Origin of the sequence: Vibrio aquimaris (genome assembly GCF_009363415.1) — a bacterium.
GTDB classification, from domain to species: Bacteria; Pseudomonadota; Gammaproteobacteria; order Enterobacterales; family Vibrionaceae; genus Vibrio; species Vibrio aquimaris.
In genome coordinates, this window is sequence record NZ_CP045351.1 from 17,424 (window position 1) to 44,348 (window position 26,925).

25 protein-coding genes and 3 pseudogenes are annotated in these 26,925 nt (G+C 42.5%); 18 read left to right on the plus strand and 10 right to left on the minus strand.

All coding sequences use genetic code 11. The annotated features are described in order from the left end of the window. The first annotated feature begins 122 nt into the window (after positions 1 to 122). The 3 genes and pseudogenes from FIV01_RS14670 (at position 123) to FIV01_RS14685 (ending at position 2,919) form a co-directional block, all read left to right on the plus strand. Positions 123 to 482, plus strand: a complete 360-nt coding sequence (locus tag FIV01_RS14670) for a VOC family protein (protein ID WP_152431759.1) — start codon at positions 123 to 125, stop codon at positions 480 to 482. A 365-nt stretch (positions 483 to 847) separates the two neighbouring features. Beyond that, the gene (locus FIV01_RS14675; protein WP_152431760.1) at positions 848 to 2,080 is read left to right on the plus strand and encodes a hypothetical protein; all 1,233 of its coding nucleotides are present in this window, start codon (positions 848 to 850) and stop codon (positions 2,078 to 2,080) included. 460 nt (positions 2,081 to 2,540) lie between these two features. Then, positions 2,541 to 2,919: pseudogene (locus FIV01_RS14685) on the plus strand (hypothetical protein). A 20-nt stretch (positions 2,920 to 2,939) separates the two neighbouring features. On the opposite strand, the gene FIV01_RS14690 reads toward FIV01_RS14685, so the two are convergent. Beyond that, on the minus strand, positions 2,940 to 3,248 hold the full coding sequence (locus tag FIV01_RS14690) for a type II toxin-antitoxin system TacA family antitoxin (RefSeq protein ID WP_152431762.1): 309 nt from the start codon (positions 3,246 to 3,248) through the stop codon (positions 2,940 to 2,942). A gap of 207 nt (positions 3,249 to 3,455) precedes the next feature. Here FIV01_RS14690 and FIV01_RS14695 point away from each other — a divergent pair, with 207 nt between their 5' ends. The 6 genes and pseudogenes from FIV01_RS14695 (at position 3,456) to FIV01_RS14720 (ending at position 8,582) form a co-directional block, all read left to right on the plus strand. Further along, positions 3,456 to 4,094, plus strand: a complete 639-nt coding sequence (locus tag FIV01_RS14695; RefSeq protein ID WP_152431763.1) for an HAD family hydrolase — start codon at positions 3,456 to 3,458, stop codon at positions 4,092 to 4,094. 323 nt (positions 4,095 to 4,417) lie between these two features. Beyond that, entirely contained in the window at positions 4,418 to 5,605 is a 1,188-nt protein-coding gene (locus tag FIV01_RS14700; protein WP_152431764.1) for a reverse transcriptase/maturase family protein, read from the plus strand. 351 nt (positions 5,606 to 5,956) lie between these two features. Next, positions 5,957 to 6,751, plus strand: coding sequence for a hypothetical protein (locus FIV01_RS14705; RefSeq protein WP_152431765.1), 795 nt, complete (start codon positions 5,957 to 5,959; stop codon positions 6,749 to 6,751). Positions 6,752 to 6,785: 34 nt separating this feature from the next. After that, a pseudogene (locus tag FIV01_RS14710) lies at positions 6,786 to 7,022 on the plus strand (integrase core domain-containing protein); the annotation flags it as partial. 528 nt (positions 7,023 to 7,550) lie between these two features. Next, entirely contained in the window at positions 7,551 to 7,880 is a 330-nt protein-coding gene (locus FIV01_RS14715; RefSeq protein ID WP_152431767.1) for a hypothetical protein, read from the plus strand. Positions 7,881 to 8,114: 234 nt separating this feature from the next. Beyond that, positions 8,115 to 8,582: an inositol polyphosphate kinase family protein gene (locus FIV01_RS14720; RefSeq protein WP_152431768.1), complete on the plus strand. Its 468-nt coding sequence runs from the start codon at positions 8,115 to 8,117 to the stop codon at positions 8,580 to 8,582. Positions 8,583 to 8,971: 389 nt separating this feature from the next. On the opposite strand, the pseudogene FIV01_RS14725 reads toward FIV01_RS14720, so the two are convergent. Beyond that, a pseudogene (locus tag FIV01_RS14725) lies at positions 8,972 to 9,478 on the minus strand (cycle-inhibiting factor); the annotation flags it as partial. Positions 9,479 to 9,592: 114 nt separating this feature from the next. Here FIV01_RS14725 and FIV01_RS14730 point away from each other — a divergent pair. The 4 genes from FIV01_RS14730 (at position 9,593) to FIV01_RS14745 (ending at position 11,183) form a co-directional block, all read left to right on the plus strand. Then, positions 9,593 to 9,958, plus strand: a complete 366-nt coding sequence (locus FIV01_RS14730) for a hypothetical protein (RefSeq protein ID WP_152431770.1) — start codon at positions 9,593 to 9,595, stop codon at positions 9,956 to 9,958. Between the two features lie 160 nt (positions 9,959 to 10,118). Next, positions 10,119 to 10,505, plus strand: a complete 387-nt coding sequence (locus tag FIV01_RS14735; RefSeq protein WP_152431771.1) for a VOC family protein — start codon at positions 10,119 to 10,121, stop codon at positions 10,503 to 10,505. Between the two features lie 4 nt (positions 10,506 to 10,509). Further along, the gene (locus tag FIV01_RS14740; RefSeq protein WP_152431772.1) at positions 10,510 to 10,863 is read left to right on the plus strand and encodes a tRNA-binding protein; all 354 of its coding nucleotides are present in this window, start codon (positions 10,510 to 10,512) and stop codon (positions 10,861 to 10,863) included. Between the two features lie 44 nt (positions 10,864 to 10,907). After that, the gene (locus FIV01_RS14745; protein ID WP_152431773.1) at positions 10,908 to 11,183 is read left to right on the plus strand and encodes a putative quinol monooxygenase; all 276 of its coding nucleotides are present in this window, start codon (positions 10,908 to 10,910) and stop codon (positions 11,181 to 11,183) included. Between the two features lie 91 nt (positions 11,184 to 11,274). Here the strand turns inward: FIV01_RS14745 and FIV01_RS14750 are convergent, their stop codons facing one another. From FIV01_RS14750 to FIV01_RS14780, 7 genes are all read right to left on the minus strand, one after another. Continuing rightward, positions 11,275 to 12,546 carry an SLC5/6 family protein gene (locus tag FIV01_RS14750; RefSeq protein ID WP_415846752.1) on the minus strand — a complete coding sequence of 424 codons (1,272 nt, stop codon included), beginning with the start codon at positions 12,544 to 12,546 and terminating at the stop codon, positions 11,275 to 11,277. A gap of 295 nt (positions 12,547 to 12,841) precedes the next feature. Then, positions 12,842 to 13,180 (minus strand): hypothetical protein, encoded by a 339-nt coding sequence (locus FIV01_RS14755; protein ID WP_152431775.1) that lies wholly within the window; start codon positions 13,178 to 13,180, stop codon positions 12,842 to 12,844. A 187-nt stretch (positions 13,181 to 13,367) separates the two neighbouring features. Beyond that, positions 13,368 to 13,547, minus strand: a complete 180-nt coding sequence (locus FIV01_RS14760) for a hypothetical protein (RefSeq protein WP_152431776.1) — start codon at positions 13,545 to 13,547, stop codon at positions 13,368 to 13,370. Positions 13,548 to 13,817: 270 nt separating this feature from the next. After that, the gene (gene gnd, locus FIV01_RS14765) at positions 13,818 to 15,266 is read right to left on the minus strand and encodes a decarboxylating NADP(+)-dependent phosphogluconate dehydrogenase (protein ID WP_152431777.1); all 1,449 of its coding nucleotides are present in this window, start codon (positions 15,264 to 15,266) and stop codon (positions 13,818 to 13,820) included. A 32-nt stretch (positions 15,267 to 15,298) separates the two neighbouring features. Continuing rightward, positions 15,299 to 16,015 carry a 6-phosphogluconolactonase gene (pgl, locus tag FIV01_RS14770; protein WP_152431778.1) on the minus strand — a complete coding sequence of 239 codons (717 nt, stop codon included), beginning with the start codon at positions 16,013 to 16,015 and terminating at the stop codon, positions 15,299 to 15,301. Further along, on the minus strand, positions 16,012 to 17,514 hold the full coding sequence (gene zwf / locus FIV01_RS14775) for a glucose-6-phosphate dehydrogenase (RefSeq protein ID WP_172971888.1): 1,503 nt from the start codon (positions 17,512 to 17,514) through the stop codon (positions 16,012 to 16,014). The genes pgl and zwf overlap by 4 nt, the downstream gene beginning before the upstream one ends. A 325-nt stretch (positions 17,515 to 17,839) precedes the next feature. Beyond that, positions 17,840 to 20,716 carry an HD domain-containing phosphohydrolase gene (locus FIV01_RS14780; protein ID WP_152431780.1) on the minus strand — a complete coding sequence of 959 codons (2,877 nt, stop codon included), beginning with the start codon at positions 20,714 to 20,716 and terminating at the stop codon, positions 17,840 to 17,842. A 167-nt stretch (positions 20,717 to 20,883) separates the two neighbouring features. Here FIV01_RS14780 and FIV01_RS14785 point away from each other — a divergent pair, with 167 nt between their 5' ends. From FIV01_RS14785 to FIV01_RS14800, 4 genes are all read left to right on the plus strand, one after another. Then, a complete protein-coding gene (locus FIV01_RS14785) occupies positions 20,884 to 21,333 on the plus strand; it encodes an SRPBCC family protein (protein ID WP_152431781.1) in 450 nt (149 codons plus the stop codon). Positions 21,334 to 21,383: 50 nt separating this feature from the next. Continuing rightward, a complete protein-coding gene (locus FIV01_RS14790; protein ID WP_152431782.1) occupies positions 21,384 to 21,767 on the plus strand; it encodes a cytochrome b562 in 384 nt (127 codons plus the stop codon). 96 nt (positions 21,768 to 21,863) lie between these two features. After that, positions 21,864 to 22,253 (plus strand): hypothetical protein, encoded by a 390-nt coding sequence (locus FIV01_RS14795; RefSeq protein ID WP_152432741.1) that lies wholly within the window; start codon positions 21,864 to 21,866, stop codon positions 22,251 to 22,253. Positions 22,254 to 22,310: 57 nt separating this feature from the next. After that, the gene (locus tag FIV01_RS14800; protein WP_152431783.1) at positions 22,311 to 23,756 is read left to right on the plus strand and encodes a PepSY-associated TM helix domain-containing protein; all 1,446 of its coding nucleotides are present in this window, start codon (positions 22,311 to 22,313) and stop codon (positions 23,754 to 23,756) included. 48 nt (positions 23,757 to 23,804) lie between these two features. Here FIV01_RS14800 and pyrC read toward each other — a convergent pair whose 3' ends face one another. Then, complete coding sequence (pyrC, locus tag FIV01_RS14805) at positions 23,805 to 24,833, minus strand: dihydroorotase (RefSeq protein ID WP_152431784.1); 1,029 nt, start codon at positions 24,831 to 24,833, stop codon at positions 23,805 to 23,807. A 257-nt stretch (positions 24,834 to 25,090) separates the two neighbouring features. Between pyrC and FIV01_RS14810 the strand changes: the two genes are divergently transcribed. Next, positions 25,091 to 26,908: a hybrid-cluster NAD(P)-dependent oxidoreductase gene (locus tag FIV01_RS14810; protein WP_152432742.1), complete on the plus strand. Its 1,818-nt coding sequence runs from the start codon at positions 25,091 to 25,093 to the stop codon at positions 26,906 to 26,908. The last annotated feature ends 17 nt before the right edge of the window (positions 26,909 to 26,925 follow it).

Sequence of the window (26,925 nt, forward strand, 5' to 3'; positions counted from 1 at the left end):
ATATTGTTTAATTTTTTGTGGGTTATGGTAGGTTGGTTGTAATTTTGGCTGGCGGCAAAACGAGCCTACCTGTTATAAAAAATGTTATACGCCTATCGGAAAAATCGAAAAGGAGAGCGTGAATGAATCAGCATGAAAAGCTCAATTATGTTGAATTTGGTGCAAATGATTTGGAAGCAACAAAATCATTTTTCACTTCAGTTTTTGGTTGGGAGTTCGTTGACTATGGCTCTGAATACACAGCTTTTTCAAATCAGGGTCTAGATGGTGGTTTCTTTAAATCTGAAAGCTCAAACCAGACTAGCAATGGCGGAGCTCTTTTAGTTTTCTACAGTTCTGACATAGAGGCTACATTGCAGAAAATCATCAATAATAATGGTAAAGTGATACGACCAATCTTTGAGTTTCCTGGTGGTTGTCGTTTTCATTTTCAAGAGCCAAGTGGTAATGAGTTCGCAGTTTGGTCTGAAGTACGCGTATGACAATCTGTTTGAGAGTGATTCGCAACGATCGGCGCTTTCACTTCAAGCTAGTTTAGTGTTTAAGGTGGTATTCGGCGGCTTCGGTATTGCGTTGTTCACACCTTGATAGGGCGTTAAAATTCAATACTTCAACTAGTTCTTTATATTCTAATTTAGTAATGTAGCGGACAAGCTTTTGTCCAATTTTTAGCTAAACCCCTCTCGATTTATATTACGCTCGAAGAAAAGGCAAGGCGTCACTTTGAGCGTTTTGCTAGTCAAAAAAACTATTTGGTTGGTAAATGCCGCAAAACACCTCGTTGGGCGTGATAAATAACTGAAAATATTGATATGATTTGGCTTATTTTTTATCAAGGCTAACTCCCATGCGGTATGAATCTTTCCCATATGCCCCGGAAGAAAGGCAAGAGACCACAAGAGAAAGAGCAGCGCGTCAACGTCAAGAGCGCAGAGCGGAATTAACTTATACCGCTAAGGACGAGAAACGTTGGGCAGAAAATAGAGAGCGCGTTCTTGCAGAGCGTGAAAAAGCAGCACGTGTGTTTGAACTTGGCTGGATGCAATCACCCTGTACCCAGTCTCAAGAGGCATTGTGGGCAAGTCTATTTACTGCCGACACCAAAGAAGACCAGAAACAATACATCAAAAGTTGCAATGCTCACCTAAACGAGCCTGTAAAGCAGGGCGAGATTGTTCTGCTTCCTACAACAGAGCCAAAAACAGCAGAAGATAACAAGCTCCTCGATGAGTGGTTAGAGCAAGCCAAGATTGCGAGTAAGGAGTTAGGCAAACTGCTTGATGAAGAAGTCGATACGCTAAACCGCCATTTTGACTTGTTCTCCCATCAACTCGATGAGCGAATTAGGGCTGACGGTTTACCTTCCGACTACTATGCGCAAGTTGCCACAGGTGTGGGTGCGACATCGGCGCTAGTCGAGCAGAATCTGAAAAACATCCAAGGCGTGCTTTTAGAAATTAACGATTTGTATGCCGCTCAAGTAGCGATGGCAAGCAGAACTGATGGGGTGAACTATGGAACTTTTGTCTCTGAACGTGCTGGCTTGTTTAAAAAGCTTGATGGCTCTTTTGCCATGTTGTCTAAGCGTAGTGTGCAACTTCCTATTTACACTCAAATTAAACGCAACCTGAAGTTGTCGACTAAGTCAGTAATTCACAATGCAGATGAAATTCTAAAGACAGGCTTTGTTAAAGATCTAGGTAAGCGTATCGGCAACATTTGTATAGGTATTTCCGCCGCGAGAGGTCTGGGATACATTGGCTTAATGATCGGTGCAGCGAGTGGCGTTGATAGCATCTATGAAGCTTGTAAGGTCGATGGTAAAGGGGACTGTGGCAAAACAACAACTCGTGAAGTTGCTGGTTTTATTGGCGCTTGGGGTGGTGGCACTATTGGGGCCGAACTTGGAAGTGGTGCGGTTTTACTTATTTTAGGTGTTGTTGGGGTAACTTCAGCACCCGTACTCGCGGTTGCTGGAATAAGCTCGTTTGTTGTCGGTGGAGCCATTGGTGGTGTTGTTGGCTCTACTGGTGGTAAATGGTTCGTGGATGAAATGTATGCTTGGGATCCTAATTTATGATTCACACTGTAGCGTTTATTCTATTTTACTACGCAATAGCATGGTCTATTCCTGGTGTTATCATGAGTGCTATGGTTTCTTTGGGTGATCCTCAAAGGATCGTTTTTATAGATCATCAACTTTCTAAAGATGTGGAGAAGCTTCATTGCCACCCTAGGTGTATGATTTCATCAAATATTGCTTGTCGGTTGTTTTGGTTTTGGATTAGTTATCCTTTTATAAGAAAGAGGGCAACTACAGAATCAATAAAATTTAAAATATTTATGTGGGTGAATGCTTTGGGGATGTGGAGTTATATCCTCTGCCTTGGATTGATTCTGATAAAAAAGATGTTTAGTTGAGCTTGATTGATTCAGTTTGCCTACTGAACATTTGGTGTGTGTTCTGAATCAGCTACTAGAGCTGATAAGGCTATGTATGACAACGCAATTGATCCGTATGAACGGGGAGAAGAGCTATTGTGAACGAAGTTCTAAAAGATATTGAGACTATCGTTCTTGGGCTATCTTCGGTCTATGCTATTGTTTGGTCGATTCCTGCCGTAATTATGGTTTCTGTCATTTCCTTAGGGGGGTAAGCATATTATTTTTATGGATCAGCAACTTGCTAAAGATCTAAGCAAGTACTACGACGACAAAGGCTACATGCGCCCTAAATATCAATTGTCTTGGGAAATAGGTAGTCGCTGTTTTGACTACTGGGTTAAGTATCCTTTTATTCGCAAGCGCTCAACGACAGATTCAAAGAAATTCAAGTTATTTATGTGGTTCAATGCCTTAGGCATATGGAGTTATATCCTCTGCTTTGGATTGATGCTGATAGGAAAGATGTTTAACTAAGCTAGATTGATTCAGTTTACCTACTGAACATTTGGTGTGTGTTCTGAATTATTGCATCTATTACGGATTCTGGTTTTGCGTTCTTCCATTTGAGACTTGGCAGTTTGGTGCTCAACGAAAACAGATTCGCCTGAGTCAAACATCTCAAATGCTAGGTTTACTTGCTCTGTTAGCCATGCATCATGAGATAATGTTTTTCTTTGTTGTTCAGCGAGTTGCTCAGTAAGTTCACGACAAGCATCACTTAGTGTGCGGCCTTGGCTCTCAGCCTTTTGTTGAGCTAGCTGTTTCGTTTCCTCATCAACACGAAATTGAATTCTAGTGTCCATGATGTATTCCTTTTTTCTGTGTGTAAAAACGTTAGCACTAGCCTTTGAAATGGGCAACTAACAAATGACTATAGCGTCAATAGTTAAATTTTAGAATCATTAAATAAGATTGGGCGTTGGCATATAGTGAAAACAGATTTGGGGTTTAGCTTGTATGGACATCAATGAATACACAGAATGCGTTATAAGTATAAAAAGGAAAATTTAATGAATCATCACGTAATGTTAGATATTGATGGAACGCAACTTCAGTCATATGAAATGGATGAGCAGTGTTTTTTTGATGCTGTGCTAGAGGCTACAGGGCTTGAAATATCAACTGACTGGGGATCTTATCCCTTTGTCACTGATAGAGGTATATTGAAAACATTTATCGAACAACAAAACCTCAAATACTCACTGGCTGAGTTAGAGAGTATTGTTAAACCTATCTTTATCCATAATATCCGAAAAGCCATTGAAGCTTCACCTGCTAAGGAAGTTCCAGGAGCCAAAAACTTTGTGGCTTATCTATTAAATAGTGATAAGTATGTCGTTTCTATTGCTACAGGAGGCTGGGGAGAAACCGCAAGGATTAAATTGGAATCAGCAGGTTTTGAGGTAGAGAAGTTGTCAATTATGTCTTGTAATGATCACTACTCCCGTATAGAAATTATGGAGTTGGCAAAGTCCCAAATGAATAGAGTTATTGATTACCCAGTAACTTACTTTGGTGATGCAGAATGGGATCTAAAAGCCTGTGAGCAGTTAGCAGTCAACTTGGTCATCGTTGGAGACAGGGTAAAGCATCATCAGCGTATTCAAGACTTTAAATGTTTAGAAAGTGCTCTAAGTTTTGTGATATGAGCTAGCCCGAACGCCTGCCAGTAGGTGTGATAGTAACATGCGATTACCAAGCGGTTGAGCTCTATCAAAGTATAAAGCGAGCGAATTAGCTCGCTTTATTAGTAGTTATCCCCATTAAACCGAATACCTAAAGCTGCTGATTTACAGTAGGGCTTTCACTCCCACTTTTCAAAACCTGCCCTTTACCGACTACTTGGCTATTTACGCCAAGTCAGTATGCAAAAACAGACCTAAAGTAAACTCATAGCAAGATAAAACAGGTACTCAAGGGAGGTAAAGCGGATTAAAACACAGGATAACTGAGCACGATTCGAGAGCCAACTATGGAAGTCAATGGTGTAGCAGTAAACGACGACCCAAGGTTAGAGCAACATGCCACTGAGCTTGGTGAAATGGCGGTCAGGGCAGGGGGAGATTTAATGATTAAGCGTACGCGAACGGCCAAAAACGATGACCTAATGGCTCTTATCACAAGCGACGCAACGCTGGAGTGCGCCTATAGCTGGTTGTGCAAAGCGCGCAAAGAAAGCCACCATAACAACAGTGTTTGGGATGTTCGATTTTATTGGGCGCAGCTAAAACCCGTCATTCAACAACAGCTATTAGACGGAGACTATCATTTTTCACCGTGCAGAGCCTGTAAGGTAGATGGACAAAGCATGGCAGTTTGGCACGCTCAAGATGCGTTGGTGCTAAAAGCGGTGGCCATTGTGCTAACTGAATGGCTAGCGCCAAGTTTGTCTCCACACTGTAAACATGTGGCAGGAAATGGAGGCACTAAAGGATGCATTGCCGATATTTCTCGCCATGTAAAAAGTTATGGTTTCGTCTGCCGTTCGGATGTGAATTCGTATTATGCCACCATCAATCACCGTATTTTACTTAAGCAACTTAAAGCACGAATTGGTGATGTCAGAGTACTTAATTTAATACGTAATATGCTTGGTGTGCTACATAACGTCAATGGCGATCTGAAGAGTTCGACCATTGGGGTGAATAAGGGAAACCCGCTATCCCCTCTTCTTGGTGCGATTTACTTGCAAGAAATGGATAACGCACTGGCGAAATTCTGTAAACCTCGTGGTCTGCGTTACTACCGCTACATGGATGACTGGATAATATTATGCAAAACACGATATCAGTTACGAGTAGCTGTAAAACTGATGAATGCCTGCTTACATGCGGTTAAGCAAACTAAGCATCCATTTAAAACCTACATAGGGAGAATCAAAAATGAAGGGTTTGATTTTTTGGGATACAGGATAACCCCTAAGCCAAAGGGGAATTTAACACTCGCTTGGAAGACTTGGGCAAACCACTTTAGCAAACTTCGGCAGCTTTATGAGCAAGGTACCCCCATTAAGGGTATCGCACAGTATGTTAAACGTTGGCTCAGTTGGGCAAGCGGGGGCGTAATTTTGAACATGCCAGCCAGTCTACAGCAAGGCTTTAACAGTGCGCTTGGGCGTGAAGTTAAAGCGTTTTGGAAATATCAGTTCGCCACTGTTTGAAGTGGATAGTTTGTGAAGAAAGGAAGTGGCTCATTAATAGCTACACGGTCAGTTAAAGAACAAACAATGTTAATGAAAAAGTCTACATAAAGTGAATAGTGTCTTTGCCAGCGTGTATAGGCAACTGAAAGAAGCCGATAACAATGAATGAAAGCCAAGGTTAAGAAGGATTGAGATATGTATAAGCAAGTAAGAAAAGATGCAGGGAAAAAGTTTAGGAATGTCACTAAACCAATACTACAACTTAAGACGAACTGTAGACTGGGATCGACAAATGGAGGGTTGACTGAAGAAGGGCGCACGAAATTACAAAGAGTGCTCGCATGGGTTAGGCAGGCAGGGGCGGCGGCAGTGAGGAACGACAGGGGGGATATCGATATAACGGTCAACACTGTGGCGTCGGGATTAACTGAACCTGCGTGGACTACAGTGGGCGAAGATGCTCGGATCGGAGTACAAATAGGGGCATGGTACGTTAACAGTGCTAGCTATGGGCAGCTAGCTGGGATGCTAGCACATGAGCTGGGGGTTCACCATGCGACGGATCAGATGATGACGGAGGACGAAAAAATGGAAGAGAAAGAGCAGATGAAGTCAGAACAAATCGTTTCCCTGGGTGAACGAACCTACACGATCGGGGCATGGCAGGACAATGACAACGGAAGCAGGCAACAAGATCATGTCATGGCTGGCCGTGGGGGTATAATCACTGATGATAGATTAAGACTTCCAGTAGCAGGGAGTACAGTTCGAGGACAACATTACGCACAGTTCGTAAACCGATTATGCAAAGCTATCGCATCTTCAAACGTTTTAATCGAAGGCAAGAGACACGAAGCTATGAAAGACCTACTTGATAGCTACTTATTCGACCATGCACGTTTTGTAGTCACCGATGATCACATGTCGTCAGTCCTTACGAGCCCAGTGAAAGTAGCTAAAGGAATGAACGCCCGTGGGGAGGCGATTAGGGTGGACGGAACTTGGGGACCTTGGGCTACAAATGAACATGTTAATCCGCGAGACGCGCATGCCTTCACTCCCTATAGGATCCTTCTAGGCGCGGGGGGACGCGGGGTAGTGGAAAAGACAAAGCAAACACTAAAGAAGGCGCAGCGTTTCAAAGGCGACTGCATCTTTAGGTGACACAGACACGCTTCTTTACAACTGGGAAGTAGAATATGAAATAAGAACCAGCATGGGTGATGTTGAAGCGTGTTGGGGCCATGCGCTCGTTGAACGGTTCTTTGGTAGCCTGACGCATGACTGGTTACTAAAAGCACCGCAATCAACGCGAGAGAAAATGAAAAATGATGTGTCAGCTTATATGCGATATTACAATTTAGATCGGCTACATACGACTAACGGCGATATGTCACCGATCGATTATGAAAAGTCCTTTAGAAAAGTGTCCTGAAAAAGTTGCGCAGAACAAACAAATACAAAATAGGAAGAAAAATATGCCAAAAAAATAAAATTAGTAGGACAGACACATTAAGAAACGAAAAAACCGTAAACAACCATTAGTAAAATCAACATTCATAAATTATCGAGATACAAATAATGGAGTATTTAGTAGAGGAAAACATCTTGGATTTGGAAGCGATACATGGACACCTAAACAGTCAACATAAACCACTGGGGGCAGGGTATAGTGATTATTGAATATAAATTATACGATATGTATGTTATACACTATAACTTCCCTTGTTTAGTAAAAACATAATAGACGCCAGCGTCATAACGAAAACTAGAAGGCATTAAAAACGTCTTTTAGCCCATTTGTTATAGACAATAAATAAAGCCTATAACAATCGATAAAGTCCGATTAGAAAAGGTTTGAGATATGTATGCACAAATAGAGAAGTCGAAAGGTAGTAAAGGTTGAGCTAGTGTTAATTCAGCTACTCAGAAAAAAAGTATCAAGAACCAAGGTTTTGAGCTTGTGGATAATCGCCATGGGAACAGCGGAACGTCGCTACAATATGCGGTCGCTCAATTTGCTGGACATGATAACGTTATGATCAAAAAAGATGGTTACAAAAAATCGATACTAAAAAGGGTGGAGGAAAATGAATATAGCGAATACAAAAGGCTAAAGGAAGGCGGCATCGGGGAAAAGGTATTTCCGTTAATAATCAAAACCCTTAAATTTGATACCCCTGAGTACGTCAAGAAAGTTAACAAAATAAAAGAAGAGATGGATGAGGCGGAAGAACCGACATGGTCTGCTATGAAGGTTCCTGACGGGTCAACCGAAAAAAAAGAACTATAAAAGTTCTTCAGTAAAGCTCAAAAACATCGTGAGTCCTTTGTAGAGATGGAAAATATGGGTGGTGAACATATAACTCTACACGACTTTAAAATTGGACGGATAACTGGAAATACAGATGAGTTGATTGGGAATCGCGATAAAAGTCCTTCAGGCGCTGTCTGGAAAAAATTTAAAACTAAAATACTCGATACCGCTAGTGATTCAAGCAGGTATGGGATAAAGGTATGAAGATAAATGGAAAAAAAGAGAAAAAAATTCCTAGGGGGAGTGAAAAAGATCGGGACGTTGGGTCTCCTGAAAGGTAAAAAGACAATGGATTCGTTCGTTAATGGCGAGCCCTATCAGGTAAATAGTAAACCGATCATCGACCTTGATAACATATATAAATATATTGAAGGGACTGACACCGTTTACATTGCTTCGAGTTTGCTACTCGCAGAAAATACGCAAAGGGGGGATGAATCTAAAATTCGGTTAATGGATTTTGCACACCCCGTGAAAAAAAACAACCCAATGTTTGGGGAAATACGAAAAGGGATGCTTCAGGGAATACTAAACCTTAGGAATAAACTTTTGGGCAAACCAATGTCATCGATAATCTTAATTGATGATGGCGACATACCCAAAATGAAAACGCGGGCCTATGGAAAAACGGAAGGCCTAGAATTAACAAAAAAACAAGCAAATTTAATAAAAAATTAATAGTAAAAAATTAATAGGACAGACACCCTAAGAAACGTCTTTCGATAACTAACAAACCAATCGATTACATCTAAAAAGTAGGGAACTCTTGAAACAGGAATGTGGGCTTTTCTAAGCGAATGGTGTGAACTAGAGTCAGCGTATTACAAGAAGGAACACGCATGACAACTGCACGTAGACAACAAATTAGCTTAGAAGCCACACCCTATTATCGTTGCGTATCGCCAATCCGGTAATCCTAATTTCGTGAGGCGTTTTTTCTTTATAGCCATGATGCCATCACCCCAAGATGACTATCAACCCTAAATAGGGGTAGAAAAGAACTAGCCTAGGGTTAATCTGACAGGCATCGAGTTGAAAAAGTGGGTGCCTGTCAGATCAGGCCTGAATTAGTACAGATTACTTTCTATCATATCCATATTCAGCTTTACATTACTAGGCTCATATGCATCCATGGAAAATTTTATTTCCTCTCCGAATTTAGTTTGTTTCTCTGAATGAATAGCATTTGGGTCGGAATTTATATCAAAGACATCGGCGATGAGCTGTTGATTACATACCCCAGCTCTAAATTCATCAATAGCATCAATTAAACGGTCAAGAGCTATCGCTTGCTTGCCTTTCACGCTCATCCAGTCCGACAAACTTAACTCGCTTGTTACACCAAGACCTGCATCTGATTGATAAAGGTAAACTCTTGTATTCTCTTTTGATTGAGCGGGAATATCAACGGTATAAGCATGCCCCATATTAGGATCGTTTATCATTAAAATATAATTTTTTGAGGAGTCTCTATTTTCAACTTGCTTTAAAAGTTCCTCCTTTCCGGTAAAAGGAAGTTCCACTTTGGCTCTGCCTGTAGTCACTGTATCTAAAAAAAGTCTGATTATATTTTTGCCTGATAGACCTTACTGTTACTTTGTGAGTAATGTTCAAAATGGTAGCCATTGTAATAAAAGCCCGTTAAAGTCCCATCAGGTATTCCCCTGATTAGTAATGTGGTATTTAAAGTGTATATTCGTTTTGTCGTTGGCTCTGATGGTCAAAGCCCAAGGGAGATGCACGGGCCTTTTACCGAAGTTGAGTATCTTCGAGAGCAAGGGCTATTGGCACCTTATGAGGAAGATATCGTTTCAGACATATTCGCCAAATTCAATCAAGAGTTACCCTGCCCACCTTGGTCATCGAGTCATTGGCCAGACGACGCCATTTCTTGGTTTAAGGTGACTGCACAGTATTTTGTGTCTGAGATGTATAATTTAGTGGCGCTTTTAAACGAACATGGAATTCAGGTTCGAGTTTTAAAGTGTGACAAGTTATTCAAAATATTTTACGAAGATGAATTTCAAGTCGTTGCCTTGGACAAAAGGTTTTAATATGAATAGCGACATGAAAAAGTGTAGACATATCCAAATAGCCCACATCAAAAAAGCATGCTTCTCATAGTTGGTAACTTTACTTTCACTCTAAGCACTAGATATTATGTGCTTAATATTGAACAGTATTTTTAACTTCATAGCTAAAAAAGGAATAGTAATGTTCAGTCATGTTATGGTCGGCGCAAATGATATTAATCAATCCAAGACTTTTTACGATGCCGTGATGGCCGTTCTTGGATATTCAGAAGGTGTGATGGATGACAAAGGCCGCTGCCTTTACGTAACAAAAGATGGTGTGTTGGGTATTACTAACCCAATTAATGGCGAGCAAGCCACTCATGGCAATGGAATTACAATCGGGCTTAAAGTCAGCAGCCCTGAATTGGTGGAGGCATGGCATGCCGCTGGCCTAGAAAATGGCGGTACAGCGTGTGAAGCCCCTCCTGGTATACGTGAAAGCCGAGGGAGGACATTGTATTTGGCTTACTTGCGAGATCCTGCTGGCAATAAGCTTTGTGCCACTCATATTGTTTCTTCGAGATAAAAGTATGGAACATGCTCCAATAAAACCGCTGATTAGTTTTGATGATTTTGCGAAAGTAGATATTAGGGTTGGCCTTATTCGTGAGGTCAGTGAGGTGGCTAAGTCTGATAAATTGATGAGGCTTACTGTGGACTTTGGCGATCATACCCGCTCCATTCTCGCGGGTATTAAACAAGAACGTGATAACCCAAAGGACATTGAAGGTAAGCAAGCTTTGTTTGTGGTGAATTTGCCGGAGAGGAAAATGGCTGGTGAAGTCTCGCAAGGTATGTTGTTCGACATTGGTTATGAAGACAAACTCTTGCCGTGTTTAGCTTGTCCAGAAATGCCTATGCCCAATGGCGCCAGAGCTGGATAAACTGCCAAGTTTGTTTCAAAGTACTGACATGTTTTGGATAATTTATGTCAAAAGTTGTTTTAAAGGGCTTTATTTTGGTCCCTGAATCAGAATTAGGTTTGGTTAAGAGTGAGCTCACCAACCACAAACGTCTAACGTTAGAAGAGGGAGGGTGCATCACTCTTCAAGTGACTGAAAATCCAAAAAATCCTCTGCGTTTTGATGTTTATGAGGAGTTTATTGATAGGGCCGCTTTTGACTATCACCAAGAACGAGTCAAAGCTTCCCGCTGGGGAATGATAACCACTAATGTTCAGCGCTACTATCAAGTATTTGAATGACTCTTACGAAGTTCGCCGATTGAATAAAAAAGGACTGAAAACTATCAGTCCTTTTTTGTTTGCGTTGTGTTCTTCAGATTGAAAGTCAGAACTATTGCACTAGCTTAAACACTAATGCACTTACCGCGACGGCTCCGGTTGCAAGTACAAAGAAAGTCGAGAGCTTGCCTTTATACATGTGCAAACTTTTTACTTTGTAGACAGCGATCATTGGCATGATAAATAAAATCATCGCAATAATTGGACCCGATAGCGCTTCCATCATACCCAAGATGCTCGGGTTGATAATCGATACCGCCCAGATACTTAAGAAGAGTGCAAGGATACAAATCGCATGCGCCTGACGATAAGAAAGCGGCGTGCTTTTGGTCAGCATACCAATCAGGCTTTCACGTGCTCCCAAGAAGTGGCCGATGAAAGAGGATGTGATAGCAATAAAGGCAACGATTGGGCCAAGTGTTGCGATAAATGGGTTATCTGTGGCATTGGCTAGGTAAGAAAGTACGGATACGTTTTGAGCCTTAGCTTCCACTAATTGCTCTGGGGAAAGAGTCAGTACACAAGAGCCTACAAATAGCATCACAAACACAATCAGCATTAGGTTAGTGCGGCGAACGATCACTTCTGATTTGGGTGTGGCTTCTTCATCGCCATAATGTCTGCGCTGAGCATTAGCAAACGAAGACAGAGCGGCAACATGGCTAAATGAGAAGATCACGACGGGAGTGGCTAGCCATAGAGTGCTGCTTAAATCGGATATTGCCGGCATAACCAGTTCTGGCACATGCCAGCTAGGGATCAGGTAGACAGATAAAAACAGCAAAATAGCGACCAGTGGATAAACCATGATTGAGAATGTCCGCAGCATGGCTTTTTCACCTGCGAGCATGATGGCGATCAATCCAGCAACCAGAACACCAGATAGCCAAGCTCTCGGCATCGAGGCCATATCTGCTTGGTTAACCATAAAGCTATCGACTGTATTGGTAAGACCAACACCATAAATCAGCAGAACAGGGAAAATTGAGAGGAAGTAAAGAAGAGAAATACCTTGTCCTGCAGCTGGACCAAAATGTTCAACAACGACATCAGTAAAGTCGGCATCGGTTCGGCGAGAAGAAAGAATAAAGCGAGTAAACCCTCTGTGGGCCAAGTAAGTCATCGGATAAGCAAGTATGGCCATTATAATGAGTGGGACTATGCCACCTATGCCTAAGTTGATGGGCAAAAATAGGATGCCTGCACCGACGGCGGTGCCAAATAGGCTTAGTACCCATTGAGTATCGTAGGATGTCCACGGGCTTGCTTTCGCTGTTAACGTATTTTGAGTATCACTCACTTGTGCGTTACCTCTGTCTGTCATGGAAACGCAAGGCTATATATTTTGTAAATAATTATCACGACATTTATACGTTATGGTGATCCAACTCACGAAGTAAAGTGTTAAAAAGAGGTGTCTGAATGTTTGTTAACCAGTTGTTTATTTTAATATTAAACCAATTCAATTAAATGATTAGAGTAATATTCGGCCTAACTGGCAAAAAGAAATGTTTAAGACTCAGGCAATACAAAGCCGTTGTGCCGTTTGATTTGGCACGTTTGCATCAAGTAGTAACCAGCTACAGAAACGAGCAGCCGATTTAGGCCGTAATCTTTTATCAGCTTTTTTGCATAAGTTTTTTAAACATGGATGATTGGTGAATAAACTGAGCGTATATTTGCTGCCTATACTCCAATTGTTGCTCGTCATTGAGTTGGCTGTAGTGCTCAAGTGCTCGCTCTGCCGATGGGCCATCGGGAATGGTTGTAAAGGCGCTCAATGCTGTCACTACCGATTGTGCTTCGACCGACTCTAGAGAGAACGAAATTTGTTTCGCTTTTTGAATTAACGCTTGGAGAATAACCTCCCTTTCTGCCTGCTCTATTTTTGATATGAGCTCGTTTTTGGTGCTCTTGAGTCCCGCTTGTTCGAGCTTGCTTATTAGTTCGTTATTCATTTTTATCGAGTAATTAGTGGGTTAAGGTTAATGGCTTGTCTTATATGGTTTCTTGTTAAACCAACAATAAAGTCTGTGGAAGAGCAAAGTCCGGTGTAGAAGTTAGCGTTTCCAACACCTCTTTAGTAATAACAGGTTTGCTTTATATAATTGGGAAGGTAAGGCTTTGGTCGCCCTTCAGTGTGACTTAGTAATGTGTTTCTACCGTATGAATATGACCGGATTGCTCTATGTTGGCAACAAGAACCTTTACCTCTTTTATTGAAAGGAAGTGACCCTTATAGTAGAGCTCGACATCGCTGATCATGCACATTTCGCCCAGCATTGGTAGGAGTCCATCTAAGTCCTCAAGTTCGATTGTTACCATTTTTACACCCGTCTATTACAGTATTTTTCGTTGCACAAGTCCTTGTATTTGTTTTCGTTAGGGCGCGGAGGTTTATTAGGTTTAGAATGATCGATAATAAACTAACGTGAACTTTTATGATCTATAATCAAATCAAAATGTTAATGATTTGTGTCTATGGGTGAGCTGGAGGTGTCTTTTAAAGCAAAGGATCGGTTGATAGGTTTTTATCTGGGTAACGTTCAATAGAAAAACAGCCAGTTATATGACTGGCTGTTTTGAGATGCTTAATTAGACGTCGTAAGTGGTTGACGCTGTATCACCGCCAGTTCCCGTCCAGTTAGTATGGAAGAACTCACCGCGCTGGCGATCAATGCGTTCATAAGTATGAGCGCCAAAGTAATCACGCTGCGCCTGAAGTAAATTGGCTGGCAGACGAGCAGTGGTATAACCATCTAGGAAAGTCAGGGCAGACGTTGTACATGGCATAGGGATACCAGCTTCAAGAGACTTGGCAGCAACTTTACGCCAAGCGGCGAGGCTGTTTTGTAGAATGCCTTTGAAGTAATCGTCAGAGCCCAGGAATGCAAGCTCTGGGTTCTTCTCGAATGCATCGCGAATATTACTTAGGAATGCAGAACGAATGATACAGCCACCACGCCACATTAGGGCTACGTTACCGTAGTTCAAATCCCAGCCGTTTTCATTGGATGCTTCGCGCATTAACATGAAGCCTTGTGCGTAAGAGATGATCTTAGAAGCAAGCAGTGCTTGGCGAAGGGCATCAACCCATTCTTGCTTATCACCTTGAACCGGTTCAATAGTTTTACCAAACAGCTTCTCTGCTTTTACGCGTTGGTCTTTCAGTGCCGATAGGCAGCGAGAGAATACTGACTCAGAGATAAGAGTGAGTGGAATACCAAGATCAAGCGCGTTGATCCCCGTCCATTTGCCCGTGCCTTTTTGACCTGCAGTGTCGAGGATTTTCTCAACCAGAGCTTCACCATCTTCATCTTTGTAGCCGAGAATATCTGCGGTAATTTCAACTAAGTAGCTGTCTAGCTCAGTCTTGTTCCAGTCAGCAAATACTGCTTGCATTTCATCAGCAGACATACCTAAACCATCTTTCATAAACTGATAAGCTTCGGTGATCAGCTGCATGTCGCCGTATTCAATGCCGTTGTGAACCATTTTAACGAAGTGACCAGCACCATCGTTACCGACCCAATCACAGCATGGCTCGCCTGCATCTGTTTTTGCAGAGATGCCTTGGAAGATAGGTTTTACTGCTTCCCAAGCTTCTGGTGTGCCGCCTGGCATGATAGATGGTCCAAAACGAGCGCCTTCTTCACCGCCTGATACACCCGTTCCGATAAAATGAATACCTTTCTCACGAAGTGCTGCAACACGACGGTTGGTATCTGGGTAGTTGGTGTTACCACCATCGATGATGATGTCACCTTTATCTAGCAGTGGAACCAGTGCTTCAATAAACTTATCTACGACGTCACCGGCTCGTACCATAAGCATAACTTTACGTGGTGCTTCTAATTTTTCGACCAACTCCTCAAGGGAGTACGCGCCGACAATGTTGGTGCCTTTTGCTGGACCCTGTAGGAACTCATCTACTTTTGCAGCAGTACGGTTATGCGCCACCACTTTAAAGCCATGGTCATTCATATTTAGGATAAGGTTTTGGCCCATTACCGCCAGACCAATAACACCGATATCACCTTTCATTATTTCTCTCCAATTTTTAATGGACGCTCGCGTTACGCGATCTTTTCTGCTGCGTCTGAATCTAGGTACCACTCCGTCTTTCCAGTTTGCGACTGGATTTTGGCTGCGGGATAGGGCAGTTCGTTTGCGGGAGTGGTATGAATCTCATGAACGATCTCTACTTTTCCAGCACCAAGTACAAGGTAGCTGATACGCTTGGCCGCTTGTAAAACTTTAGCGGTTTTAGAGACGCGGATCTGGCCTGACTCTGGATGGGAAGCTAAAACAGATAGCTTTTCCTCTTGGTAGTTAGTCTGGCCTGGAAATAGGGAAGCAGTGTGACCATCAGCGCCGACACCAAGGAGGATCCAGTCAAAAACAGGCGTGCCGTTCTCGGTTGGTATGACTTCAACCATTTCCTTGGCAAATCGCTCGACTTCGAGCTCTGGCTTTTCCTCACCACGAATGCGATGAATATTGCCAGCCGGGATATCTACTTGGCTAAAGAGCAGGGCATTCGCTTCACCAAAATTACTCTCTTTGTCTTCAGGTGCCACACAACGTTCATCGCCCCACCAGAAATGAAGGTTTTTCCATTCAATCGATGTTGAATAGGCTTCGGTTGCCAAGAGCTTAAATAACATTTTGGGTGTGCTACCGCCTGATAGCGAAATGTGCACAGGTCGATTGAGTTCGCTAAGCGCCTTTAGGTCGTCAGCTAAGCTTTCCACTACTTGTTGCGCGGTTTGGAAGATCTTATGGTTGATCATAGTTCACAATAATCCGTATCTGTTAAATTCTTACATGGGAAGCGCCAAGCTCTGTTGTCACGTTTTAGCAGCTCATCTGACTCTTTCGGACCCCATGTGCCACATGCATAGCCAAATAGGGCCTGTGGATCTTGTTTGAAGTCTAGAATCGGCTGGACATATTGCCAACATGCTTCGACGGCATCGCTGCGAGCAAATAGGGTCGCATCGCCATTAAGCGCATCAAGGAGAAGGCGTTCATAGGCGGTGAGCATTTGTGTTTCTGGCAAATCCGCGTAATGGAAGTTCATCGCCACTTCTTTGGCTTTGAATCCTGCGCCTGGCTCTTTAAGACCAAAGCTTATCTGAATGCCTTCATCTGGCTGGATACGAATAACTAACTTATTCTCTGGTGCATTTTGACCAAAAACAGGATGAGGCGTTTGTTTGAAGTGGATAACCACTTCTGTGACTCGGGTCGGTAGTCGTTTTCCAGTACGAACGTAAAAAGGAACGCCATTCCAACGCCAGTTATTGATGTAGGCTTTGAGACCAATATAAGTCTCAGTTCGAGAGTCATCGGCCACGCCATTTTCTTCGCGGTACCCGACTAGATGTTGACCACGTACATCTGATGCTGTGTATTGACCAAGGACTAAATCATTTCTTAGCGCTTGTTTATCAAGTGGTTTAAGACACTGAAGCACTTTGATGACTTCGTCTCGCATTGAATCGGCATTGATTTGTGCAGGAGGCTCCATTCCTACCATAGCAAGAACTTGGAGTAGGTGATTTTGGAACATATCACGAACTGCGCCTGAGCCGTCGTAATATCCGCCACGTTCTTCAACACCTAAAAATTCAGCCCCAGTGATTTCGACATAGTCAATGAAGTTGCGGTTCCATAGAGGCTCGAACATGGCGTTTGAAAAACGAAAGACCAGTAGGTTTTGAACCGTTTCTTTGCCCAAATAGTGGTCGATACGATAGATTTGATGCTCTTCAAAGTGACCATGGATCTCTTTATCGAGTTTTTGCGCTGATTCAAGGTCATAGCCAAAGGGCTTTTCGATGATTAACCGCTTCCAGCCGTCTTCTTCTTTGTTTAGCCCATGCGCTGCAAGGCTTGCTGGAATGACATTGTATAAGCTTGGAGGCGTCGCAAGATAAAAAAGCGTATTGCGCTGTTCGAAATCATACTGTTGAGAGAGTTGGTCGAGGCGGGTTACCAGTTTACTGTAGTCCGCGGTATCTGAGGTATTGATAGCTTGGTAATGCAGATGGTTTATAAACGCATCGAGCGTTGCAGGTTCAGTTTTTTCCATTTCCTGAAGAGAGTGCTTCAGTTTTTCGCGGTAAGACTCATCGCTGTATTCAGTGCGGCTGACACCAAGTATGGCGAAGTTTGTTGGAAGCTGCTTACTCGCATAAAGGTGATACAAAGCAGGGATCAACTTACGATACGTCAAGTCTCCCGAAGCACCAAAAATAACGATGCTGCTGTTTTCTGGTATTACCATCATCTTTCCCTTAGAAACGAGGTAGTTATCATATGTCGTTTATACAGTGAACTCAGAGAGCCAACCCTACCAACGGCAATTCAAAATTGATAATTGGTCATGCCTATTAGTCTGATAGCTAGAAATGAATTATTTCGAGCCACGAGATAAATCATAATAAGGCAGCACATTGTCCATGACTATTGATTAGACATCAACCTTTGTGAAAGCAATCGATTAAATATTGACTGATTATTGGCACATTTGGTGTTTTCTGCCATTTAAGAGCCCCCCACTAACAGTCAGTAAAGGTATTAAATCAGTGCTGATTATCGATCGTGGTAGTCTAAAATTGTGTTTTTAAATGCGTTTTGACGGTTTGAATATAACTGTCTCGGTCGATAGGAACGATTTGTTCTGCGTCTAAGAACATCTTGGCATAGTCTTGGTCTATTTCATGCTCTAGAAATAGCAGGTAAAGCTTAGGGTCAATATGCCCACTTGTTGCCATATGGGTCATTATGTTGAGGGATTCGGCAAGATTTTTCGCTTTTTTATACGGCCTATCGCTAGACGTTAATGCTTCGAATACATCTGCGATCGCCATAACACGAGCTGGAATGGAGAGTTCATCCTCGTTGAGCCCCCTAGGATAGCCTTTACCATCGATTCTCTCATGATGTCCTCCTGCGATTTCAGGGATATTTTTAAGATGCTCAGGATAGGGAAGACAGCCGAGCATCGTCAGTGTTTGGATGATGTGGTCGTTGATCATAAAACGCTCTTCATCATTGAGAGTTCCATAACGAATCGATAGGTTGTAGATCTCTCCACGGTGGTATTTCAATTTGCCCGGTTCGAGTACAAATTGCTCTGTCCAGACATCTTGTGGACTTTCACCCTTAGTCCAAGGGATCTCATGGGCTTTCTTATCGCTCAGTATTGGTTCCATGACCGGCAATGTTTGCCGCTCACCCGCGCGTTGTTTTTCTATCCAAGATACGCCAGCTTGATCGTCGAGTGTTCTTTTCCATTGCCTTTGTGAAATTTTGTTGAGCCGCTCAATGGCACTTTCATCCATTTGCTCACTACCTATGTTGCACTCGGCAACAAACTCGAATTCACTGTCCAACATAGATTGAGTATCTTCTAGGGTTTGCTTTAATGCAGTGGCATCGCCGCCATGATACATACCTTGCCAATAGTCTGCTTCTGCTTGAACTTTGAGTAACTCGAATCGCATTCTTACTTCATGGATTCTGTCATAAATGGTTTCAAGCTTAGTCGCTTTATCTATCACATATTCCGGCGTGGTTACCTTTCCGCAGTCGTGAAGCCAGGCTGCAAGCTTGAGCTCTTCCCATTGCTCGTCTGTCATTGAAAACTGAGGAAAGTAACCTTGGTCGTTATGGGCGACTTTAGTTAACATTTGGGTCAGTTCCGGTACGCGTTGACAATGACTGCCCGTATACGGTGATTTCGTATCGATTGCTGAGGCGATAAGCTGGATAAATGCATTCATCATATCTTTTTGCTGTTCCATTTGATGAATGTTTTCTTTGGCTATTTCAGCAAAGCTTAGCAGCTCTTTTAGGAAAGCATGTTTATCGCTTTGTTCTTTTGTAATGGCTCTTTCATACCCAAGAAGCAATACCCCTACCAACTGAGACTCTCTGTTAAGCAAAGGGAAAAAGTAGACATCTGAGTTATAAAAATCATCAATATATTTCTTAAGCGCATTATCACTGCGATTCAAATGGACTATTTCGCCTTGTCGTAAGTCTTTTTCGAGCCAAGCGGTATCTTTAAGAAATTCATTAACATCGATTTTAAACGGTATGATGGCGTGATTGGCCATGATCTCAAAACTGCGTTCTTTTTCATTAACAGAGAAAAGGACAATAGTTTCAGCACGTGTAACAAGATAGCTTTGATGAGTGATGGTTTTAGCCAAAATAGAGAAATCTTTGTTACTGGCTGTCTCACGCAATAATCTCAGAAGATCGTGCAGCGTGTGCTCCATTAATTCTATTGATTTGGTTAAGTTAGACACCTCGCGAATTAAACTTTTTGGGTAGCGTGTCTTTTTGAAATCAAAACGAGCAATATTGTCGGTCAGTTGGACTAGGTTGTGCAGCGGTGTGGATAATTTAGTGGCAACAAACCAAACGGTTAGAAAACTCACCACTAGCATGGTTACGGCCACACTAATTTGCCTGTTTCGCATGGACAGTAAATCACCGAGCAACTCGTCTTGTGGGATAGCTTCTGCAAGTAGAAGTCGGACATGTTCGTTTAACCATACTGGGGTCAATGTGACTGACCAAGTGTTGCCATCTCTTTCAATGACTTCATACAAAGTTTCTGTGCTGTGTCGGTTTAAAATGGGTTCAAACAAGCTGTTTTTGACCGCTTGTTGAACGGACTCTATCTCTTGATCCAAATTTATATTGGATTGATGCTGTGCCAAGAGTCTGAACTGGGTGTCAAACAAAGCTACCTGAGTGGTTTTGGACAAACTAAGTTCAGCGATTTGATTCGAGAGTGACGAAAGTGTGAAGTCTGCTGCCACCACTTCTTGACCGTCAGCTGACCTGCGTGACAATGTCACGCCGTTTGTCTTCAAAAAATAGAAAAAATAGGGCTCGGTAAGACGTATTTCTCCGTCGGCATCTGCGTTGATGTACCAAGGTCGTACACGAGGATCGAACTTGTTGTCATTGGTTTTTTTGTATCCAACACGATTGTAATCATGATCTAAATAGTGAAATTCATTTAACCCTTCTGCCTTGGTGAAGTTGATCATGAGCCTTGCGTTGGGGGGCGCTTCAAACCGTTCTCGTGACGATTCGTCATGCAGTGGGCGAAGCATAAAAAATTCGCCGTGTTCGTTACCATAGAATAAAGCAACAAGGCCCTGATTTCTTTCAAATATTAAATTGGCTGAAGCTAAGAAACGTTTTGCCTTAACTGGCGGTGTACGCTCTTTAATGACGGCGCTTAACGCCATAAAATCGAGGGTCGTTAAAATGGGACCGGCACGTACTTTGAAGGTCGATTCGAGCTTGCGGCTATTTTCATTACTTAATTCTTTCGCACTCACAGCTAACAGTTCTTGTGAGTGATGATAACTAATACCAATAAGAACAATGCCAACCAAAGTCGTTAGCACCAGAAATAAGCTCGTGATGTGAATACTCAGAGAATAATGTCGTTTCTTCATTTATATGTCGCTTAATGGCTTCTCCATAAGTATCGACCAATATATAAATCATGCAAAAGGAAAGATAAGTTACGGCATCATTTGGTATCTAGTTTGATGATTTTCAACTAAATTATGCCTACATCGACTATAACTATTATTGACACAGTTTAATTGGAAGCAAAGAGATGTTAACTCGAACGTATCAAGTTGAAGTATTGGCGACCCCTGAGGTTGTTTGGCAAGTATTAACGGAAAAGGCGCTATATGAGCAATGGGCTAAGGCTTTCTCACCGCATTCTCAATTCGAAGGAGAGTGGAAAGAGGGCAGCAATATTTGCTTTTTCGACCCAGATTTTGGGGGGACTCGCGCCATAATCGACAAAATAGATACCAACAGAGAGATTCAATACACTCATGTAGCAATTTCTAATCCGGAAAATGTCAAAGATATTGATAGCGATACGGCGCAGAAATGGATAGGAACAAAGGAACATTACCAGATTATCCCTAACCAAGAATCTGTCACCTTAAAAGTAATGATTGATACGCATCCAGATTTTGTCGATATGCTTGATGATGGATGGAAAAGAGCGTTTCCATTGATCAAGGTAATAAGCGAGCAACAAGGTCGTTAGTTTGGTAAAGTGCACTATTACTCTGCACTTTAACCGACTAAGAATTTAAAATGAAAAAAATCATTTTTGCCTTAACACTGATGCTTTCGATTCAGGTTTTTGCATCAGACGTTGACTTGAAAGCAACCATGAAGCAAATGAAGCTCGAGTTTAAGCAAGCTGCCCAGGCAACAAGTGTCGATAGTATGAAAGCACCTATTGATAATATGTTACAGCTTGTTGAGCAAGCTAAGAAAGGCAATTACCCACCAGAAAAAGTTGATACTTATATTGAAGGTTTTAGTAAGCTATCGACAACGCTAGAACAAATTGATTCGCAGCTTGATGCAGGAGATCTCGCTTCCGCTCAAGAGTCACTGCGTCAGATCGATGAACTTCGTATTGAATATCATGATAAACGCAATCCTAGTATTTGGAGCAAAATATTTGGCTAATGTGATTGCCATATTTTTATCTGAGTAAAAGTCACTATCTGTATGATTGTGTGAAATTTTCACGCATTAAGGCCTTTGAATAATTGAAGAGTAATGATGCCTCGGCGGAAGAAGTTTAATCGATTGATGCTAACGATCAGTGCCCTAAGCTGGGCACTGATTGCATTGATGCCTGTCATCAATGCGCATGGTCCAAATGCTGGGGTATGGGCGAGCTTATGTACGCTTAATGGCTTTAAATTAGTTCAGGTTGAAGAAGGAAAGCCGACAACTCAGCATGGTAAGGCTTGCCCCTTCGGTCACTTTTCTTGTTTTCACCAATACACGCTTCCAACCCCATCTTACGTAACACGCATTACTTATGTAATCAGTGAGTATTATGCTTTTTTAGCACCTAGCGTACGATACCAATTAGCCTTTGCCAGAGCACCACCACCTTCCTTTTTTAATACAGAAAATCATACATTTAAAGTAAACGCAGCGTAGGCAAAGTACTTGGCTTTGACTGATGCTCTTGCTTGCGCGTCAAAAAAGGAAAGTACCATGTTGGGTAGTCAAATTCAGACTTCACCTAAGGAAGCTCCATGTCCTACAACGGACAAAACTAAAGTTAAATCAAGATATTTTATGGTCTGGCGCTGGCATTTTTATGCAGGTTTATATGTTATTCCTTTCATGATTATGCTCAGTCTAACTGGATTGGTCATGCTATTTGATGATGAAATCGAAACGATTAGGTATCACGATGAACTAATTGTTGTGCCTGAATCTGTTGCACTTCCTGTCTCTCTCCAATTAGACAAAGTACAAAAGGCTTACCCTCTCGGGAAAGTTACTCAATACATCCCCTCTAAAGACCCCAGTTTGGCAAATAAATTCGATGTTCGTTTAGCTGATGGTCGCTCGGTTCTGGTGACGACAAACCAGTACACAGGCGAAGTAATAGGTGAAATTGATCGCACTGATAGCTGGTATCAGCTAGCTAATGATATTCATGGTACTTTGCTGATGGGCCAATGGGGGGATTATTTGATTGAGATAGCGGCGAGCCTGAGCATATTACTGATTATTACAGGCGTGTATTTGTGGTGGCCTAGAGACAATGCCAGCAAAGCTGGCTTCTTTAAAATTCGGCTCTCAAATATGCGCCTGTTGATGAGAGATTTACATGCAAACTTTGCCGCTTTGTTTTCGTTTGTCCTATTGTTCTTTTTACTATCTGGTCTAGCTTGGACAAGTGTATGGGGCGCAAAATTAGTGCAGGCTTGGAATACTTTTCCTGTCTATTACACTTGGGGCGATAAACCTGAGTCTAATCTTACTCACGCTGATCTTAACCATGGCAGTGACAAAGAATTACCATGGAACCTTGAACAAGCGGCACTGCCCGAATCAAGCGGACATATTCATGGTGCCACAACCCACGCTGGAGAAACGAACTTTACGATTAGCGAGCACGCAATCAATATTGATTCCGTAATCGAGCAGGCGAAAAAGCTTGGATTCACGCAATACAAGGTGTTTCTCCCTCAATCTGAAAAAGGCGTTTTTACGCTCGCGGCAAATTCAATGGGCGGGGACGTTACCGACCCACGTTTGGATAAAACCACGCATATCGATCAATACACAGGGGATATTTTGGTCGACGTTAGTTGGGATGACTACAGTGTGTTGGCAAAGCTAATGGCAGCAGGTGTGTCTCTTCATCAAGGGGATATGAGCATCATTAATAAGGTGTTAAATGTACTGTTTTGCCTTGTTTTTCTATTGATATCAGTATCTGGATTAGTGATGTGGTGGATCCGAAGACCGTCAGGAAAAACTCGCATGGGGATACCAAAGCACTTTGAGAGCGATGGCCTTTGGAAAGCGGGCATTGCAGGACTTATATTTATTGCGGTGTGCTTTCCTTTAGCTTGCTTGGCTCTTGTGCTATTTGGTTTAATTGATTGGATTGTTTTTAAACCGAAGAAATCTGCGCTCAGCTAAACGATAGAATAAGGCCACACATGAGTGGCCTTCCCGTAAAGCTCCAGTTTATGAGACTTTCCAGCTTATCTTTTCACCGGCTCTAATTGGCACAACGATATCATTCCCAAACGGCATGGATTCTGGGACATGCCATTCTTCTTTTGTCAGTGTTACCGTATCTGAGTTTCTAGCAAGGCCATAGAAATCTGGTCCATTGTGGCTTGCAAAAGCTTCCAAGTTTTCTAACTTACCCTCTTGCTCAAACACTTCTGCGTATAGTTCTAGTGCTGCATGCGCTGTGTAAGAGCCTGCACAGCCGCACGCTGCTTCTTTCATTCCCTTGGCATGAGGAGCAGAATCAGTGCCCAAGAAAAACTTCTTGCTACCACTCGTCGCTGCACCAATGAGAGCCGCTTGGTGGGTATTACGCTTTAAAATCGGCAAGCAGTAAAAATGAGGTTTAATCCCCCCTACAAGCATGTGGTTACGATTGTAGAGAAGATGATGAGCCGTAATAGTTGCAGCAAGGTTATCGTTAGCGCTATTAACGAAGTTTACCGCATCAGCAGTGGTAATATGCTCAAGCACAATTTTAAGATTTGGGAAGTCATTTACGATGGGAGCAAGAACGGTATCAAGAAATTCCTTCTCACGGTCAAAAATATCCACGTCATGATGGGTGACTTCGCCATGAACAAGTAGCAACATTCCGACTTCTTGCATCGCTTCCAGTACGGCATAGATATTTTTTGCCGAAGTAACGCCTGAATCTGAATTGGTTGTCGCGCCAGCCGGGTATAATTTTGCGGCCGCAATTTTACCGCTGGCTTTAGCCTTTTTAATTTCATCTACCGACGTATTATCCGTCAAATACAAAGCCATTACGGGCTCAAAATGAGCATTGGGCTGGTTAGCCATGATGCGATCTCGATAAGCTATCGCCATTTCAGTATCAGTGACGGGTGGGATAGTATTTGGCATGATAAGAGCTCGGCCATTATATCGGCTTATGTCTCTTACTGTATCAGGTAAAACATCACCATCGCGTAAGTGAACATGCCAGTCATCGGGTCGAGTGATCGTAAGTGTTGTCATTGTTGCTCCCACCATAATTTTAGTTGTCGGATTGGAGCCTAAACAAGCGTGAAAAATGAGAAGGCAAACGCTTACGTTTAGGCGACAGGATGATAGAGCAAAGTGCTGCTAAATGCATCTAATTTTTGTCGTTATGAGTCAAGTGGAATAAGGGTTTTGCGCCTTAACCACATTTTTAATCAATATTTACTCGGATATGAAAATTTCAACAAGAGTTAGGTATAATAGCAAAAATAATGAAAACTTTTAGGGATAGCATGTCAGCACCAAGCCTTTGTCAAATCAATGTGTATCCAGTTAAGTCACTAGGTGGCATTACTCAGTCTAACTGCTGGGTGGAAAAGCAGGGCCTTATGTTTGATCGTCGTTTTATGTTGGCCTTAGCTGATGGATCCATGATCACAGCCCGTAAGTACCCTCAGATGGTCACCATTCAATCGAGCTTAACCGCCGATGGCTTAATTTTTGTTGCCGAGGGTAAATCACCGCTTAAGCTTCGATATGCTGACTTTAAAATGCAAGAGACGCCAGCTCAGGTTTGGAAAGATAACTTTGCGGCTTATACAACCACAGATGAAGCTGATGATTGGTTTAGCGATGTACTGAATTTAAGAGTCGAACTGCTCTTTAGTGGTGAACAATCAAACCGAGTACGTGAAAAGGTAGGGCATAATGTGAGCTTTGCCGATGGTTACCCGATGCTTGTGATAGGGCAAGGATCGCTTGACGAACTTAATCGCCGTAGTCCTCAGCAACATTCAATGGATCAGTTTCGTTCCAATCTCATTGTGTCAACTACCGAGCCATTTGAAGAGGACAGCTGGAAGCGTATTCGCATTGGTGAAGTGGAATTTGAGTCTGTAAAGCCTTGTGAACGTTGCATTATGACCACCGTCGATGTGAGTATAGGTAAACTTCGAGAGACCAAAGAACCGCTTAAAACCTTGTCTCAATTTAGAGCGAATGAGCGAGGTGGTGTGTTTTTTGGGCAAAACCTTGTTGCAAAAAATGAGGGTATGATTCGCCAAGGTGATCGAGTTGAAGTCCTTGAGTATAAGGAAAAAGAATTTTATCCAGACAACTCGCCAACACAGTTAAAGATGACTTGTGTTGAAAAAGAACCTTTGGCAAGAGACTTCATTACCTTTTGGTTGGAACCTCAATCTGGCATAGTGCCTAAGTATTTGCCAGGGCAACACCTACCCATTTCGATTCAAATCGGTGATGAGAGAGTTGCAAGGCGTTATACCTTATCTTCCAGCCCATCAAGACCTGGTCGACTAGCAATCTCGGTAAAACGTATTGACGAAGGTCGAGTATCAAACTGGCTCCATGAGCATTTGAATGTTGGCGATTCTTTGGTGTGTGAATATCCGCAGGGCAGCTTTCATCTGGATGAGCAGTGTAATAAGCCCATTCTTCTCTTGTCTGCAGGAAGCGGTGTGACACCGATGCTTTCGATGCTCAGATATTTGTCTGATAACGATCAAGCGGACGATGTGTTCTTTTATCATCAGTGCCGAAGTGTCGAGGATATTCCATACAAAGAAGAACTCGATGAATTAAAACAGAAGCATCCGGGCCTGAGAGTGTTAATTTCTTTATCGCAACCTCCTGTTGATTGGTTTGGTCTAAAAGGGCGTTTGACCCTATCACACCTCAAACAGATCAAAGATGTGGAGAAAAAACAGGTCTTTGTCTGTGGCCCAGATGAATTTATGCAAAAGGCGAAAAGCTTGTTGCTGAAAAAGGGGTTACCCGAAGACTGCTATCACCAAGAGGCGTTTGGTGTCTCGAACATAAGCGCTAAGCCATTAAAATCGCTTCAACTCAGTGTCAACGGGCATATTTTTACTGGCGACAACCAAAAGCCGCTGTTAGATCAAGCAGAAGAGGCCGGAATAAGTATTGCAAACAGTTGCCGAGCTGGCTTGTGTGGTGCGTGTAAAGTGACGATTCAGTCTGGCAAGGTTCATCAGCCTGATGTTCCGGGATTGCAAGATTCTGAGCGAAATATGGGGATTGCACTCGCATGCTGCTGTGTGCCTGAGACAGATATAGATGTTTCTAGCTAGTTTTGGACGTAAACTGG